This window comes from Pseudomonas sp. GW-45 (assembly GCF_056896675.1).
In genome coordinates this window covers 1,259,334-1,274,642 of sequence record NZ_CM167674.1, presented here as the reverse complement: position 1 = coordinate 1,274,642, position 15,309 = coordinate 1,259,334, and the positions used below count along the sequence as shown (strand labels likewise).

Sequence of the window (15,309 nt, the reverse complement as noted above, 5' to 3'; positions counted from 1 at the left end):
CTAGACGGATTGACGTGGACAAAACTTATTCGTCGTTGTCCTTGTTTACAACCTGACGACCGCGGTAGAAACCGTCAGGAGAAACGTGGTGACGAAGATGGGTTTCGCCAGTGGTCTTGTCTACAGACAAGGCAGCGGAGGACAACGCATCGTGTGAACGACGCATGCCGCGTGCGGAACGGGACTTTTTGTTCTGCTGAACAGCCATGACTAATAAGCTCCTAAGCTCAGGTATCGCGTTTTAACTTGGCCAGCACGCTGAAAGGATTAGGCTTCTCAGACTTTTCCTCCGGCTCCGCCGTTTCAGGGCGATACCCTGGCGGATGCTGACATGTGTCCTGCGGGTGCATCGGAACTGCAGGCAAAGCCAGAAGCAGTTCGTCTTCGATCAAAGAAATCAGATCGAGCGGTTCTTCACCCACAATAACCGGTTCATAAAGACGGGGCAGCTGTTTGGCAGCCTCATCAGTTTCGACAAAACCTACATCACATTCGCTATCGAGCGGCACAATGACCTGCTCGAGGCAGCGCTGACAGATCAACGGTGCATTGGTCCGATAATGACCATGCATGGTGCCGATCTTTTGCTCGTCGCGGGCGAAATGCAATTTTACTTGCACATCATCAGCGGGAGCAGATAGCAATGCCGCCAAACGATGCATGCTGTCCGCTTTAACCACGCCTTCAAGGGTGATTTGGCGATCAACAAGCCGCATTGGCTCGACGTATGAGGGTATGGTTCCAGACATAAGCGCGCAATTCTAGGGGCAGGAGAGCCAACTGTCAAAACTATTTGCAACCCAAACAACAACTGCTAGTCGACTCGCCAGCTTTATTGACGTGCAGGTAATATACACCACGTAAAAAAAGGGAGAAAACCCATGCTGCCATTGATTCTGGCCTCGAGCTCACGCTATCGCAAATCGCTTCTCGAGCGCCTGCACTTACCGTTCGAGAGCGCCGCGCCCGACGTCGATGAAACACCGTTACAGAATGAGCAGCCAGAGCAGCTCACACGGCGCCTGGCACTGGCCAAAGCGCAAGCACTGCAGGCACGCTACCCCGCTCATTTGATAATTGGCTCAGACCAAGTCGTGCTACTCGACAATGAATTGGTGAGCAAGCCAGGCACACACGCTGAGGCCCGCGAGCAACTCACGCGCAGCAGCGGCAAAACCCTGACTTTTTCAACTGCGCTGTGCCTGCTAAACAGCGCCAGCGGCAAGCACCAGGTTGCGATGGAACCGTACTCGGTTACTTTTCGCGAATTGAGTAATGAACAAATAGAGCGCTACCTACTGCAGGACAAACCGTACGATTGCGCAGGCAGCTTCAAATCAGAAGGTTTTGGCGTCAGCCTGATTGAGCGGATGCACGGAGACGACCCCAACAGCTTGATCGGCCTTCCTTTGATCCGCCTATGCCAAATGCTGGCTCAGGAAGGTATTTACCTGCCCTGAGCCAGAACAGCTGTTAACGCAAAGGCGGACCGGAGAAGCCCAGCTCGGCTGCCAAGCTGGAACCCATACTCGCACCCAGCTGGCGAGTGAAGCGAGTGAACGGCGACTCCTGATGTGTGAAGTCGACCAATTCTTCAGCACCAATAACGTCACGCGCAACCGCTGATGTACTGGAAAGACCATCAATCAAACCTAACTCGAGCGCCTGCTCACCAGACCAGATCAAACCACTAAACATGTCGGGCGTTTCTTTCAGGCGATCACCACGTCCAGCCTTGACCTGACGAATGAACTGCTGGTGAGTGGTATCCAGCACGGTTTGCCAGAACTGGCGCTCCTCCGGCTTCTCCGGCTGAAAGGGGTCAAGAAATGCCTTATGCTCGCCCGACGTATAAGTGCGACGTTCCACGCCCAATTTATCCATGGTGCCGACAAAACCAAAGCTGGCCGCCGTCACGCCAATAGAGCCAACCAAGCTAGCCTTATCGGCATAGATCTCGTCCGCTGCGGCAGCAATATAGTAGGCGCCGGACGCACCCAGGTCAGAGATAACCGCATATAATTTGATATCTGGATGCAGAGCGCGAAGACGCTTGATTTCGTCATACACGTAGCCAGATTGCACCGGACTGCCTCCAGGGCTATTGATACGCAAAATCACACCCTGGGTGTTGGCATCTTCAAATGCCTCACGTAGCGCACCTACCAAGTTGTCGGCACTGGCTTCCTCTTGGTCGGCAATCATGCCGCGCAATTCGATCACCGCCGTATGCGGCCCACCAACGCTACTGGCCTCCATTTTTGCCCAAGGCGAAAACAGCATAATGGCGCCAAATAAATAGGTGAACGTCAGAATTTTGAAGAAAATACCCCAACGACGCGAACGGCGCTGTTCCTGCAACGAGGCCTGCAGCGTTTTATCCAGCAACTGCCAAGCCTTTTTATCCTCGGCGGACTGCGCCCGCGCTTCCTTGGAGACCATCTCGCCTTCGGTCCATTGATCATTGCCCATCAAGCTTCCCCTATCGCGGTTTTGCGGCCAACGCGGCCAGACTTACTCAACCAGCCAGCCAACTCGGCGAACTCGTCAATACAGTGCACCGGCGCGCAACGCAGCAACTGCTCACGTGACTGCGCCCCGTAAGTTGCTGCCACGGCGCGCACATTAGCGTTTGCGGCCATATCCAGATCAAAAGAGCTATCGCCCACCATAATGGCAGCGGATGACAGCGAGCCAAGTTCCTGCAAAATCTCCTGCAGCATAAGCGGATGCGGCTTGCTCGCCGTTTCATCCGCGCAACGAGTAGCATCAAAATAACCGAGCAGATCGTGCTGAGCCAACATTCGACCCAGCCCATTGCGCCCCTTTCCGGTTGCCACCGCCAGGCGATAGCCTTCCGCCCGCCAGCGAGCCAAGGCCTCTAGAACACCCGGAAACAAGGATACAGGCTGCACTTCCTGGCTGCGATATTGATGGCGATAGCAGCCCACAACCGCCGCAAGGCGCTGGTTATCGCCCTCTTGCGGATACAAAGCCGCCACCGCTTCAGGCAAACCCAAACCAATAATCCCTCGCACCGCAGACACATCAGGTACCGGCATCATTGCCTCTTCTGCAGCTGCGCGCATGGCGGAGACAATATGACCAACAGAGTCAGACAGGGTGCCGTCCCAGTCGAAAATCAGGGTATCAATATCAGGCATTACGCAAACGCCCTAGGGTGTCATCCCACATTTTGCCGGCCGGCGCCTCCACCTTGAGCTCTTGACCGTCAGCCATCACTACGCGTAGCGAGCGAGCGTGCAAGAACAGACGCTTACCACCCAGCTCGCGCAGTTCGCGGGAGAAGTCATCATCGCCGTACTTAGGATCACCGGCGATGGGATGCCCGGCATGCTTGGCATGCACGCGAATCTGGTGAGTACGCCCCGTGATCGGCCGCGCCTCAACCAAGGTGGCGTAATCACCAAAGCGCTCAAGCACCCGAAACTCAGTCAGGCTTTCCTTACCCTCAACATTGACCTCAACCATGCGTTCGCCGGAGCGCAGGTTGCTCTTCTGCAACGGCGCATGCACTTTCTTGGTTGAAGCAGACCAGCGCCCACGCACTAGCGCCTCGTAGCACTTGGTCACACCCTTGCCTGGCCCATCACCGCGCAACTCTGCGTGCAAGTGCCGCAGCACACTGCGTTTTTTAGCGATCATCAAACAGCCGGAAGTGTCACGATCCAAACGATGCACCAATTCGATCTGCGGGCAATCGGGACGTAACTGACGCATAGCCTCAATCACACCAAAATTCAGGCCGCTACCGCCATGAACCGCCAGCCCAGCAGGCTTGTTCACTACGATCAGCCCTTTATCCTCAAACAAGATACCCGCCTCAAGCGCATTAAGAATGCCCTGCCCCACCAGGGCTGGCTCATTTGGGGCAGGTAGACGCACAGGCGGAATGCGCAATATATCGCCAGCCTGCAGGCGGTAGTCAGGTTTAATCCTACCTTTATTAACTCGCACCTCACCCTTACGCAAAATACGGTAAATAAGAGTTTTTGGCGCACCTTTAAGGCGAGTGATCAAATAGTTATCGATACGTTGCCCGGCTTGGTCAGCATCGATCTGATCAAACTGAACCTGGACTGGGAGTTCGGAAGACATGTTTTTCATCTGCGCATAATACATTTTTTCATTCAATTGAAGCACTTAAAAAATGCTGCTATAGTCCGGCGAGCTGCCGCATTTGCAGCCAGGGAGTCCAGCCCAAATAGAGCTGCCGAGCCCTAGAAATAAAGCCATATGGTCTCCGCCAACAAACGAAAACGAATGATCGGCGCGACTTATGATTGCAACACTGCATGCCATGAGGGCATGCAGAAAATTAACCCGCTAACAGACAACACGTTGAGCGGCACCCGATTCAAATGGGTAAGTGTTTAGGTGGAGATGCACAGCTTCAGGATCATGTGACGAGCGCAGACACTTGCCATTCAGCGTGTCCCCGTTACCAGTCCAGCTGATTCCTCCCTAAGGACGCCTTGAAGCAACATCCGGTCAGTACGCGAAGCCGGCTAGAGCGCTGATCCGCAGAACCTGCGTTGACAGCCTCTTAGTCGCCATCCGGCAGCATAAAAAAGCCTGTCGCCGTAGCCAATCCCTTGTTGCCGCAAGCCTGTCCCAAAGCAGTTTCTCTGTGTAGAAGTAACAGATAGAACTGTCGCTGATGCTGCCAACCAGCAGCGATGCGATGTGAGCTCTGCACCCAGGTAATCAATGCCTAGGCCAGAAACACACCTGACACCGAACGCATGAGTCGCAGGTGCCGTCCACGTGATATCCACTTAGCCCTGGAATCACAACGGTACTTCATGAAAAGAATGCTTATTAACGCAACTCAACCCGAAGAGTTGCGTGTCGCCCTGGTAGATGGCCAGCGCCTTTATGACCTCGACATCGAATCCGGTGCGCGCGAACAGAAAAAGGCCAATATCTATAAAGGCCGTATTACCCGCGTTGAACCCAGCCTCGAAGCCGCTTTCGTCGACTTCGGCTCGGACCGCCACGGTTTTCTGCCCCTTAAGGAAATCTCCCGCGAATACTTCTCCAAGCAGGTAGAAGGCCGCGTCAATATCAAAGACGTCCTCAAAGAAGGCCAGGAAGTCATCGTCCAGGTAGATAAAGAGGAGCGCGGCAACAAAGGCGCCGCCTTGACCACGTTTATCAGCCTGGCTGGCCGTTATCTGGTACTGATGCCAAACAACCCTCGCGCCGGCGGTATATCTCGCCGTATTGAAGGTGAAGAACGCAATGAGCTGCGCGAAGCACTGAACAGCCTTAGCGTACCTGCCGATATGGGCATGATCGTGCGTACTGCTGGCCTGGGCCGCAGCGCCGAAGAACTGCAGTGGGATCTAGACTACCTGTTGCAACTCTGGGAAGCCGTCAAAGGCGCCTCCTCCGAGCGCAACGCACCTTTCCTGATTTACCAGGAAAGCAACGTTATCATCCGCGCGATCCGCGACTATCTCCGTCAAGACATCGGCGAAGTACTGATCGACAGCGAAACCGTGAAAGAAGAAGCACTCAACTTCATCGGCCAGGTCATGCCGCAGTACGCGAGCAAGGTTAAGCTGTACGAAGACAGCGTGCCGCTGTTCAACCGATTCCAGATTGAAAGCCAGATTGAAACCGCTTTCGAACGCGAAGTGAAGCTGCCCTCCGGTGGCTCTATCGTGATCGATCACACCGAAGCACTGGTTTCCGTCGATATCAACTCTGCCCGCGCCACCAAGGGTAGCGATATCGAAGAAACTGCATTGCAGACCAACCTGGAAGCGGCTGAAGAAATCGCCCGCCAGCTACGCCTGCGTGACATCGGTGGCCTGATCGTCATCGACTTCATCGACATGAGCCCGGCCAAGAACCAGCGTGCTGTTGAAGAACGCGTGCGTGAAAGCCTTGAAGCTGATCGTGCCCGCGTACAGGTCGGCCGCATTTCTCGCTTCGGTCTGCTGGAAATGTCCCGTCAGCGCCTGCGTCCATCCCTGGGCGAGACCAGCGGTATCGTCTGCCCGCGCTGTAACGGCCGTGGCACTATCCGTGACGTCGAATCACTGTCCCTTTCTGTGCTGCGTCTGATCGAAGAAGAAGCATTGAAAGAGCGCACCGCCGAAGTACGCGCTCACGTGCCCGTCGCCGTTGCCACCTTCTTGCTGAACGAAAAGCGCGAAGCATTGGCCAAAACGGAAGCGCGCACCAAGATTCGCATTCTGATTCTGCCGTCTCCGCACATGGATACACCGCACTTTGAAGTGCAGCGTCTGCGTGACGATCATGAGTCAGTGCTGAACAACGAAACCAGCTTCACCATGAGCAGTGAAGTGGAAGCCGAGGAGCCTACTCCGGTAAGCCAAACCCGCGCTATCGTTCGCGAAGAAGCCGCGGTCAAGGCGCTCTCCCCTGCTCGCCCAGCACCGACGCCGGCAGCACCAGTGGAAGCAGCGCAACCAGCACATGCCGCTCAGCCCAGTCTGTTTAAAGGCCTGATCAAATCTCTGGTTGGTCTGTTCGCACAGGAAGAAGCGAGCGCCGAGCCCACCAAAGAAGTTGAGCAGAGCGAAGCACCTAAGCGTCCGGCCCGTGATAGCGGCAACCGCAACAGCCGCAATCGCCGTCAGCGTAGTGATCGCAATGAGCGTGGCAACCGTACCGAGCGTCCTGAAGGCGAGCGTAAACAAGCGCCGCGTAACGAACGCGCTCCGGTAGAAGCCGTTGCTCCGGCTCCGGCCGAGAAGCCCGCTGAAAACAGCCAACCTCAAACCCAGACTGGCTCGCGTCGCCGTCGCCGCCCAGCTGATGCTGAGCAGCAACGCACTCCCCGCGAAGATGACAACCAAGCCAGCCAACAAACTCGCGAACGTCGCCCAGTGCAACGTCCTGACGAGCAAGAGCAACCAGCAGAAGACGTTAATTTAAACGCGACTGCCGCAGCCAGCGAAAGCACCGAGCAAAGCACCGAAGGTAACGATACCGATCGGCCAAAGCGTCGTTCACGCAGCAGCCAGCGCCGTCGCAACAACCGTCGCCGTCCGCAGCAAGAAGGCACTACCGAGGAATCAGGCGAAACTTCCGCTAGCCAGGAAAGCCCAGTTGCCGAACCTCAGGATGCAGACAAGACCGCTGTTGCCGCAACAGTCGTCAGCACCGCTACTGCCGCTGCTGAACCAGCTGCCGCACCTACCACACCGGCAGTCGAAGCAACCGTCGACAACAATACTGTCAGCGACGTGCAGACGCCGGTCGAGGCAGGCCTGAACGAAGCAGCCAGCAAGGTAGAAGCTTCAATGGAAGATGCGATCGAGGCCTTTAGTCAGGCACAACCGATTGAGAAAGCCAGCGAAGTATCGGAAGCCTCTGAAGCAAACGAAGCTATTGAACCTGCTGCCGAGGCCGTTGCGGACATTAATACCGCAACCTCAGCTGAGAATGCAGCGAACGCCGAGAGCGACCAGGCAGAAGCCAGTCGTCCAGCTCGTCGTCAGCGTCAGGAGCGTAAGAAACCGGTAGAAGCCACTACCCCGGCAGAACAGAGCGATAACGCTGAACAGCCAGCTGCGCAGCAAAGCGCACCCGCACTGGAAGCCAAGGTAGAGACCGAGCAAGTGGACGTGGCGGTAGCTGCAGAAACAGCCAAAGCTCAGCCACAGGATGCGCCGGTCGAAGCCCCTGTTGTTGCTGCTACCCCTGAAGTAGAACAGGTTGTTGCCGAAGTCACTGCCAAACCGGAAAGCAGCATTCCTGCTCTGACCGAAAGCGGTCGCGCGTATAATGATCCGCGCGAAATTCGTCGTCGTCAGTTGGAGGCCAAGCGTCAGGCAGAAGCCGCACCGCAACAGCCAAAAACGCCCAGCGAGCCCGCGATTGTCGAGCAAACTGAAGTCGAGCCCAAACAGCAAGAACCCGTTACTGAGGCCGTAAGCCAGGACGCAATAGCTCCTGCAGCGGTTGCAGAACCAATTGAGCAACCGACTGAAACTGAATCAGCTGAAAAGCCTGAGCCTGTAGCTGAGAAGTTGAAGCAGGCAGATCTACTGGAGACGCCTCTGTCAGAGAGCAAAGCTGAGACTGAAAGCAGCGCTGAAACCGCAGCCGACAGCAAAGCAACCTCAGATGCGGAAGCCGAGCAGGAAGATAAAGCCAAGCAGTCCGAGCAGGAGGACGACACCAACAAGTCGTAAATCCTGCTACAAAGAAAAAGGGATGCCATAAGGCATCCCTTTTTTTGTCTGCGCGGTGGCCGACAAAGCCAACACGAAAGCGAGTAGACCGCTGATAACTGCCGCTGGACGGAACAAGTGATCAGAAAAGTAGCGCTTAAACGCTATCAATCTACTGCTGATCCAACACCTGTTAAACCGAAAGCTTGCCGAGCAAAGGCGGTTCTTGCTCCAGCCTCACGCCAAAACGTTGCTGCACATCTTCGGCAATGTCTGCAGCCAAGATCATTATGTCTGCACCTCGCGCCACGCCGTAATTAACCAATACCAACGCTTGCGCTGTGTGCACACCAACGTCTCCTTTACGAAAGCCCTTCCAGCCAGCCTGTTCTATCAACCAGCCCGCGGCTAACTTGCGGCGACCATCTGCTTGTGGAAAGTTCGGCATATCAGGAAAACGTTGCAACAGCGCCTCAGCGGTTGCTTGCGACACCAACGGGTTCTTGAAAAAACTGCCCGCATTGGGCAAAGCTGCAGGGTCGGGCAATTTACTACGCCGAATCGAGCAAACCAACTCACTGACCACCCGAGCATCAGGCGCATCTAATCCAGTCGCCCGCCATGCCGCTGCCAAGGGCGTGTATTCAACATTGATATGTGGGCGAGGAGACAAGCGAAAGCGCACCCGCAGAATGACGTAGCGGCCGGGCGCGCGCTTGAAGTGGCTGTCACGATAAGCAAATTCGCAGTCGGTCAGCGAGAAGCACCTAACTTCGCCCGTTTCCCGGTCCAGCGCATCCAGACTGTGAAATACGTCCTTCACCTCGACGCCATAGGCGCCAATATTTTGTACTGGCGCTGCACCCACCGTACCTGGTATCAACGAGAGGTTTTCCAACCCATTAAGCCCCAAATCCAACGACCAGCACACGAAGTCATGCCAATTTTCGCCCGCAGCAGCCTCAATGATTAGCTCGGATGCAGAGCGCGAAAGCACTCTGCGCCCACGGCTTCGCATCAACAACACCAAGCCCGAAACTGGCCCAGCCAGTACCAGATTGCTGCCACCGCCTAATAAGGTAACCGGCCAGCTGTGCTGGTCGGCCAAAAGCAAAGCTGCTTGCAGTTGGCGGTCGTCTTCTACAGTTAAAAGGTACTCAGCCCGCTCGCTCACCGCCAGGGTGTTGTACGGACGTAAATCGACCTGAGATTCAAGCTCACTCAACGGCTCACCTGTCGATCAAGCAGCGCATCAGCTGCAGTCTCAAGCATATCCAGTACCTGCTCAAAACCATCATCGCCGCCAAAATAGGGGTCCGGTACTTCCTGTGGCAGCTGCGGCGCAACGCTCATAAACAACTGAATCTTGGTGTGAGTAACTTCTGGCGCTCTCGCCAGCAAATTCTGCAAGTTGCTGTTATCCATCGCCAAGATCAAATCAAACTCGTTGAAATCACTGTCACGCACAGCCCGCGCTCGCTGACGGGAAAGATCATAGCCACGTTTGTGTGCCGCGGAGGTGGCGCGTTTATCCGGTGGCTCGCCAGTGTGATAGCCGCCAGTACCAGCAGAATCAACCACAAATTGCTCCTGCAATCCTCGCTCGGCGAGCCGGGCTTCAAACACGCCCTGCGCACTCGGCGAGCGGCAAATATGACCCAGGCAAACAAACAGCACCCGCGTCATATCGTTGCTCATGCCTGCTCCAACAAAGCTCGCACGCGATCTAAATCAGCTTGGGTATCTATACCCGCCGGTAACGACTGACAGGCATCGGCCACGTGGATGCGAGTACCGAACCAAAGTGCACGTAATTGCTCCAGCGATTCCGCCGTTTCCAGAGGGCTAACTGGCCACGTAACGTAATCATGCAAAAAGCCGACTTTGTAGGCATAGATGCCGATATGCCGGCGAAAAGGAATGCCTTCAGGCAAAGGCGCCTGACCGGCCGCAAAAGCATCGCGACACCACGGCATGGGCGCGCGACTAAAATACAGCGCAAAGCCCTGATGGTCGCAAACCACTTTCACCGCATTGGGGTTGAATAAGGTCTCGGTGTCTTCAATCGGCTCGCACAGGGTGGCCATGCCAGCATCGGTGAACGCCAGCAGATTTCCGGCCACCTGATCAATAACGGCTGGCGGAATCATTGGCTCATCGCCTTGCACGTTGACCACGCACGCATCAGACGGCAGACCAAGCTTGCCCACCACTTCCTGCAAGCGGTCAGTACCCGAAGGGTGGTCCTCACGAGTCAGTACTACCTGCGCACCAAAAGCATGGCAAGCGTCCACAATGCGTTGATCATCAGTAGCGATGGTGACCGAAGTAGCGGAACTTTTACGCGCCTGCTCCCATACATGCTGCACCATGGGTTTGCCGGCAATCAGCTGCAAGGGTTTGCCGGGTAAACGGGTAGAGGCATAGCGCGCGGGGATGATGACGTGAAACATCTTTAGCGATCCAGTTTTTCGTCAGCGTTGAGCGCACGAGCTTCTGTTTCCAGCATCACCGGTATGCCCTCTCGTACCGGGTAAGCAAGGCCGTCGGCGCGACACCACAATTCGGTCTTTTGCGCATTGAGTACCAGCGGCCCCTTGCATATCGGGCACGCCAAAACATCTAATAATTTAGGGTCCATTGATTACTCCTGAAGTAACTTATGCTGAGCAGGTGCAGTGGGCAGCAAGGCTGACAGAGCGCTGGCAAAGGCGTCGCTTAACTCAGCGTCGACGCTCAGGTACCACCAGTTATCTTGTGCCAGCGCGTGGCATTTAACAGCGTCTTTCTCGGTCATTATGACCGTTTTTTCGGACGGAAGATCACCCAGAGATTCATTTGAATAGGTAGCGTGATCAGCAAAAACTCGCTGATCACAACTAAAGCCACAGTTCTGCAATGTGCGGAAAAAGCGTTGCGGGTTACCGATACCCGCCACCGCGACCACCTCACGTGCCCCCTGCCAAAGATCGATTGGCACCCTAGTGCCGCTGACCAGGTGAATCAGCGCGGTGGGCCGCAATTGCATGGCGTAACAGCTGCCCTGATCTACAGCCGCACCGTTGTGTACGACCAAGTCAACGGTGTCTAGCCGTTGCGGCGGTTCACGCAAAGGTCCTTCTGGCAGACAGCGACCATTACCCAGGCTGCGCTGTGCGTCTAGCATCACCAGTTCAACACTGCGCCCAAGTGCATAATGTTGCAGACCGTCGTCGCTGATAATCACATCGACCTGTTCCTGAGCCAGCAAGGCGCGGGCTGCAGCAGGGCGATCAGGATCAATAAAGACCGGAACCTGGGCGCGCTGAGCAATTAACAAAGGTTCATCACCGCTGTGCGTGGCATCACCGGCAGGATCAACTCGCCAAGGCAGCTGCGGCGGCTGTCCACCGTAACCTCTGCTGATCACCCCTACACGGAACCCTTGGTTACGCAGAAATGCAATCAGCCACAGCACCATGGGCGTTTTACCGGTACCGCCTAGGGTTATATTACCTACCACGATCAGCGGAACGGGCGGCTGCCATTGGCTACGCCGCCCGCTCAAATACTGCTGACGCCGGCGCTTGGCAAGGCTTGCGTATAGCGCAGACAGAGGGCGTAACAGAATCAGCCAGCGCTGCTTCCCATACCAGGCACGCAATAGCGCCTGCTCCAGGGAAAAGCCCTTCACTGTTGCTCGCCCGCTCCGAGTTCACTGGTGGTCAGACGCAAACGACTAAAGCCGAGTTGTCCGGCGGCGTCCATCGCAGTGATAACCCACTGATGAGGCGTCTGTGCATCTGCGGTAATGACCACAGGCAACATATTGTCACCCCCTGACTCCTTCTGCAGCGCCGCTTTGAGATTGCTCAGACCAGGATTAAGCAGCGCCTTGTCGTTCAGCGCCATTTCACCGGTGGCGGAGATAGTCAGCTCAAGCTGTTGAATATTCCGATTTTCGACCCGTTCCCCGGATGCCGCCTGGGGCAGGTCCAGCTTCAATTGGGTTTCGCGGGTGAAGGTAGTAGACACCATGAAGAAGATCAGCAGCAGAAAGACCACATCAATCAGCGGCGTCAGGTTGACGTTAACCTCCTCCGCTCTTTTACGGCGAAAGTTCACGGTCAGGCTCCCTTGCCAACAACCGCAGTAGCCGGCGCGCGCGCGGCGTTGCCGTTTTCCTTGCTGCCGTTGAACTCGACGTCACGATTGCCCTGCACTACTTCAACCAACTTGGTAGCTTCCTGCTCCATGGTGATAACCAACTCATCCACACGACGCACAAAGAAGCGGTGAAAGAACACCGCCGGAATAGCCACGGTGAGACCTGCCGCAGTGGTGATCAGCGCCTTGGAGATGCCGCCAGCCAGCACACCCGTATTGCCGGTGCCCTGTATCATAATGGCGCTGAACACATCGATCATACCGATCACGGTACCCAGTAGGCCCAACAATGGCGTGATAGCAGCAATGGTACCCAGGGTATTGAGGTAGCGTTCCAGTTCGTGCACGACCTTGCCGGCCGCCTCCTGGATACATTCTTTCATGATTTCGCGGCCGTGGCGTGAGTTGGCCAGGCCGGCGGCGAGCACTTCACCCAGAGGCGAATCGGCTCTCAGGGTTTTCAGTTTGACCGCATCCAACTGGCCATCCTTGACCCAACGCCAGACTTGACCGAGCAAATTGACCGGTGCAACGCGGCTAGTACGAAGCGCCCACAGACGTTCGATAACAATGGCCACAGCAATAACAGACGACAGAATGATCGGCAGCATTAGCCAGCCACCGGAACTGATCAATTCCCACACAAGCGATCCCTCCCCCAAAATGGTTGTTTACTCTAGCACAGACAATCCGCCGAAACGCCCTGTAACAGCGGTGCCTACACCTTATTATTCATGCCAAAAACGCCGTGCTTTTTCACGCCAGCGCCAGCTAAGCTGAGGCTTCGCATGAGCGCCCAGCGTAAAGCGCACGGCGCCGGAAGCGGCAGTATAAACCGGTTCAGCCGACAGTTCCCGGTATCGTGCCACAACCTTTGCATCTGGGTGACCATAACGGTTCTGCGCACCGGCGCTGAACACCACCCAACGCGGCGCCACCTTGCGGATAAAGGCGTAGGAAGAAGAGCTGCTGCTGCCATGGTGAGGAGCCAGCAACAACGTGGCAGGCTGCAGCTTCGCCAGCACCTGATACTCACCGGTGCGCCGTATATCACCCGGCAGCAAGACACCGCCCTGCCCCGATCCTATCTGCAGCAGACAGGAACGATCATTGGCCGCAGCGTCCGGCACACCGTCACCGGGGAATAACGCGAAGTCCACACCATCCCACTGCCAGCGCTGCTCTGTGCAAGGCTCTGCGGCCAAGGCGGCCGTAAGTTGCTCCGGCTCACCGCTCACTACTTTGGTTACCGGCAAACGCTGGGTTATCGCCAGGGCGCCGCCGGCATGATCGTTGTCGGCGTGGCTGATCAGCAACATATCCAAACGCGCCACACCACTCGCCTGCAACGCCGGTGCTACCACGGCCTCGCCCAAATCAAAGCCACTGGCCATCCGCGCGCCCGCGTCATACAGCAGATCGTGCTGGGCCGTTTGCACATGCACTGCCAGGCCCTGCCCCACATCCAGCACGGTAACCTGCACCGCACCCAGGGGCGGCCGTGTAACGGACGGCCAGACCAGCGGCAGCAAACACAGCACAGCCGGCAACCAGCACAGCCGTGCCAAAGGACTCAGCAACAACAGAGTACCGAGCAGCGCTGTCAGCCAAGCCAACCAACCGGGGAACGAAAAATGCAACACTGGACTGAATCCAGCAATCCATTGCAACGCGCTGAACAGCCAATCCAGAGCGCTGGCAGACACCTGCAGCAAAGTGGGCCAATTGAATGCCACCTCAAGCAATGCGCCAAGCAAGGCTGCTGGCAGTATCACCAAGCTAACGCAAGGAATGGCGACCAGATTAACCAGAAACGCCGAAACACTGCTTGGCATGCCCCATAGCACCAGCCAAGGCCATAGCCCTAGATAAACGACCCACTGAGCACGGCCCCAACGCGCCCAAATACCGCGCTGAGCCAACCGGCCGCTGAGACCCCATATCAACAAACCCACAGCGGCAAACGATAGCCAAAAACCAGCACGCAAAGGAGCTGCTGGATTAAACAGCACCACCACGACCAATGCCACTAACCAGATCAACAGTGCGCTAGGTCGCCTGCGTGCCAGCTGGGTGAGGCACACCAGCACACACATCAGGAGCGCGCGCTGAACCGGTACAGCGAAGCCCGCCAACCATGCGTACAACCCCGCTGCAATCAGTGCCACTGGAGCCGAAAGCCACAGCTGGGGCCAAGACCAGCGGATTCGTCCCCAGCGCATTAAGTGCCTGGTCAGCCAGAATACAGTCAACGCCAATATCCCCACGTGCAAGCCGGATATAACCATCAGGTGACTGGTGCCGGTGGCCTGTAGAGCCTCCCAGTCCGCACGGCTCAAGCTGGTTTTATCACCTAACAGCAAAGCAAGCAGGCGCTGGCCGTGCGGCACAGGCTGCAACGCCTTAGCAAACCGGGTACGCAAAGTATCCCGCCAAGGTGAGCTTTGTGTTTCAGACAGCCGCTTACCAGTGCGCACACTACCCAAACCACCGGTGCCGGAGGCGTACAACCAGGCTTCGTAATCAAACGCGCCTGGATTACTCATACCCCGCGGACGTCGCAGACGAGCCTCAAGCCGCCACCGCTCCCCGGCAACTAATGGTTCGCCACCCCACCAATGCATGCGTAGGTCAGGCAAGCTTTCACCGCTATCGCTTACCCGGACTGATTCAAGCTGAAAGCGCCACCCAGTATCCGTCTGTTCCGGCAGCGCCGAAACCCGTCCCTCAAGCGCAACAACTTGAGAGTCATGTTCATGCGGCAAACGCTGCGCCATTGCCTGGTGGTGAAAGATTAGCGCCCAACAGACACCACTCAGGAAAAACGCCAGATAGCGTCCTAACCAAAAATGGCGCCACAACACAGCCGCTACAGACAAGAGCAGCAGAGGCAACCACCATGGGGGTAGCTGCGCAAAGGATAGGGGTAACAACAAACCAGCAAGCAGACTTACCAGCAGCAGGCGAATATCACTCAAAAAACTTCCTG

At 56.3% G+C, this 15,309-nt stretch carries 15 protein-coding genes; 2 read left to right on the top strand and 13 right to left on the bottom strand.

Annotation, left to right across the window (positions count from 1 at the left end; translation table 11 throughout):
• Nucleotides 1-25: 25 nt before the first annotated feature.
• A complete protein-coding gene (gene rpmF, locus AC1XYH_RS05730; RefSeq protein WP_065335934.1) occupies nt 26-208 on the bottom strand; it encodes a 50S ribosomal protein L32 in 183 nt (60 codons plus the stop codon).
• Nucleotides 209-227: 19 nt separating this feature from the next.
• The gene (locus AC1XYH_RS05725; protein WP_483325673.1) at nt 228-749 is read right to left on the bottom strand and encodes a YceD family protein; all 522 of its coding nucleotides are present in this window, start codon (nt 747-749) and stop codon (nt 228-230) included.
• Nucleotides 750-881: 132 nt separating this feature from the next.
• Here AC1XYH_RS05725 and AC1XYH_RS05720 point away from each other — a divergent pair, with 132 nt between their 5' ends.
• Nucleotides 882-1,460: a Maf family protein gene (locus AC1XYH_RS05720; protein WP_483325672.1), complete on the top strand. Its 579-nt coding sequence runs from the start codon at nt 882-884 to the stop codon at nt 1,458-1,460.
• Nucleotides 1,461-1,473: 13 nt separating this feature from the next.
• On the opposite strand, the gene sppA is transcribed toward AC1XYH_RS05720, so the two are convergent.
• Genes sppA through rluC form a run of 3 tightly spaced genes read right to left on the bottom strand, consistent with a single transcriptional unit; the run spans nt 1,474 to nt 4,119 of the window.
• Nucleotides 1,474-2,442 carry a signal peptide peptidase SppA gene (sppA, locus tag AC1XYH_RS05715; RefSeq protein ID WP_483326312.1) on the bottom strand — a complete coding sequence of 323 codons (969 nt, stop codon included), beginning with the start codon at nt 2,440-2,442 and terminating at the stop codon, nt 1,474-1,476.
• A 29-nt stretch (nt 2,443-2,471) separates the two neighbouring features.
• Nucleotides 2,472-3,164 (bottom strand): HAD-IA family hydrolase, encoded by a 693-nt coding sequence (locus AC1XYH_RS05710; RefSeq protein WP_483325671.1) that lies wholly within the window; start codon nt 3,162-3,164, stop codon nt 2,472-2,474.
• The gene (gene rluC / locus AC1XYH_RS05705; protein ID WP_483325670.1) at nt 3,157-4,119 is read right to left on the bottom strand and encodes a 23S rRNA pseudouridine(955/2504/2580) synthase RluC; all 963 of its coding nucleotides are present in this window, start codon (nt 4,117-4,119) and stop codon (nt 3,157-3,159) included. The genes AC1XYH_RS05710 and rluC overlap by 8 nt, the downstream gene beginning before the upstream one ends.
• A gap of 707 nt (nt 4,120-4,826) precedes the next feature.
• Here rluC and rne point away from each other — a divergent pair.
• Complete coding sequence (gene rne, locus AC1XYH_RS05700) at nt 4,827-8,195, top strand: ribonuclease E (protein WP_483325669.1); 3,369 nt, start codon at nt 4,827-4,829, stop codon at nt 8,193-8,195.
• A gap of 172 nt (nt 8,196-8,367) precedes the next feature.
• On the opposite strand, the gene murB is transcribed toward rne, so the two are convergent.
• The 8 genes from murB to AC1XYH_RS05660 form a co-directional block, all read right to left on the bottom strand.
• A complete protein-coding gene (murB, locus tag AC1XYH_RS05695) occupies nt 8,368-9,399 on the bottom strand; it encodes a UDP-N-acetylmuramate dehydrogenase (protein ID WP_483325668.1) in 1,032 nt (343 codons plus the stop codon).
• Nucleotides 9,396-9,872: a low molecular weight protein-tyrosine-phosphatase gene (locus tag AC1XYH_RS05690; protein WP_483325667.1), complete on the bottom strand. Its 477-nt coding sequence runs from the start codon at nt 9,870-9,872 to the stop codon at nt 9,396-9,398. The genes murB and AC1XYH_RS05690 overlap by 4 nt, the downstream gene beginning before the upstream one ends.
• The gene (gene kdsB, locus AC1XYH_RS05685; RefSeq protein ID WP_483325666.1) at nt 9,869-10,627 is read right to left on the bottom strand and encodes a 3-deoxy-manno-octulosonate cytidylyltransferase; all 759 of its coding nucleotides are present in this window, start codon (nt 10,625-10,627) and stop codon (nt 9,869-9,871) included. The genes AC1XYH_RS05690 and kdsB overlap by 4 nt, the downstream gene beginning before the upstream one ends.
• Before the next feature lie 2 nt (nt 10,628-10,629).
• Nucleotides 10,630-10,815 (bottom strand): Trm112 family protein, encoded by a 186-nt coding sequence (locus AC1XYH_RS05680; RefSeq protein ID WP_483325665.1) that lies wholly within the window; start codon nt 10,813-10,815, stop codon nt 10,630-10,632.
• A gap of 3 nt (nt 10,816-10,818) precedes the next feature.
• Nucleotides 10,819-11,847: a tetraacyldisaccharide 4'-kinase gene (lpxK, locus tag AC1XYH_RS05675; RefSeq protein WP_483325664.1), complete on the bottom strand. Its 1,029-nt coding sequence runs from the start codon at nt 11,845-11,847 to the stop codon at nt 10,819-10,821.
• Entirely contained in the window at nt 11,844-12,278 is a 435-nt protein-coding gene (locus AC1XYH_RS05670) for an ExbD/TolR family protein (RefSeq protein WP_483325663.1), read from the bottom strand. The genes lpxK and AC1XYH_RS05670 overlap by 4 nt, the downstream gene beginning before the upstream one ends.
• Before the next feature lie 2 nt (nt 12,279-12,280).
• Nucleotides 12,281-12,964 (bottom strand): MotA/TolQ/ExbB proton channel family protein, encoded by a 684-nt coding sequence (locus AC1XYH_RS05665; protein ID WP_483325662.1) that lies wholly within the window; start codon nt 12,962-12,964, stop codon nt 12,281-12,283.
• Between the two features lie 84 nt (nt 12,965-13,048).
• On the bottom strand, nt 13,049-15,298 hold the full coding sequence (locus tag AC1XYH_RS05660) for a DNA internalization-related competence protein ComEC/Rec2 (RefSeq protein ID WP_483325661.1): 2,250 nt from the start codon (nt 15,296-15,298) through the stop codon (nt 13,049-13,051).
• Nucleotides 15,299-15,309 lie beyond the last annotated feature (11 nt).

Bases quoted from the DNA above. Each gene is read 5' to 3' on its own strand.
- rpmF (WP_065335934.1), bottom strand. From the start codon at position 208: ATGGCTGTTCAGCAGAACAAAAAGTCCCGTTCCGCACGCGGCATGCGT.
- AC1XYH_RS05725 (WP_483325673.1), bottom strand. From the start codon at position 749: ATGTCTGGAACCATACCCTCATACGTCGAGCCAATGCGGCTTGTTGAT.
- AC1XYH_RS05720 (WP_483325672.1), top strand. From the start codon at position 882: ATGCTGCCATTGATTCTGGCCTCGAGCTCACGCTATCGCAAATCGCTT.
- sppA (WP_483326312.1), bottom strand. From the start codon at position 2,442: ATGGTCTCCAAGGAAGCGCGGGCGCAGTCCGCCGAGGATAAAAAGGCT.
- AC1XYH_RS05710 (WP_483325671.1), bottom strand. From the start codon at position 3,164: ATGCCTGATATTGATACCCTGATTTTCGACTGGGACGGCACCCTGTCT.
- rluC (WP_483325670.1), bottom strand. From the start codon at position 4,119: ATGTCTTCCGAACTCCCAGTCCAGGTTCAGTTTGATCAGATCGATGCT.
- rne (WP_483325669.1), top strand. From the start codon at position 4,827: ATGAAAAGAATGCTTATTAACGCAACTCAACCCGAAGAGTTGCGTGTC.
- AC1XYH_RS05690 (WP_483325667.1), bottom strand. From the start codon at position 9,872: ATGAGCAACGATATGACGCGGGTGCTGTTTGTTTGCCTGGGTCATATT.
- kdsB (WP_483325666.1), bottom strand. From the start codon at position 10,627: ATGTTTCACGTCATCATCCCCGCGCGCTATGCCTCTACCCGTTTACCC.
- AC1XYH_RS05680 (WP_483325665.1), bottom strand. From the start codon at position 10,815: ATGGACCCTAAATTATTAGATGTTTTGGCGTGCCCGATATGCAAGGGG.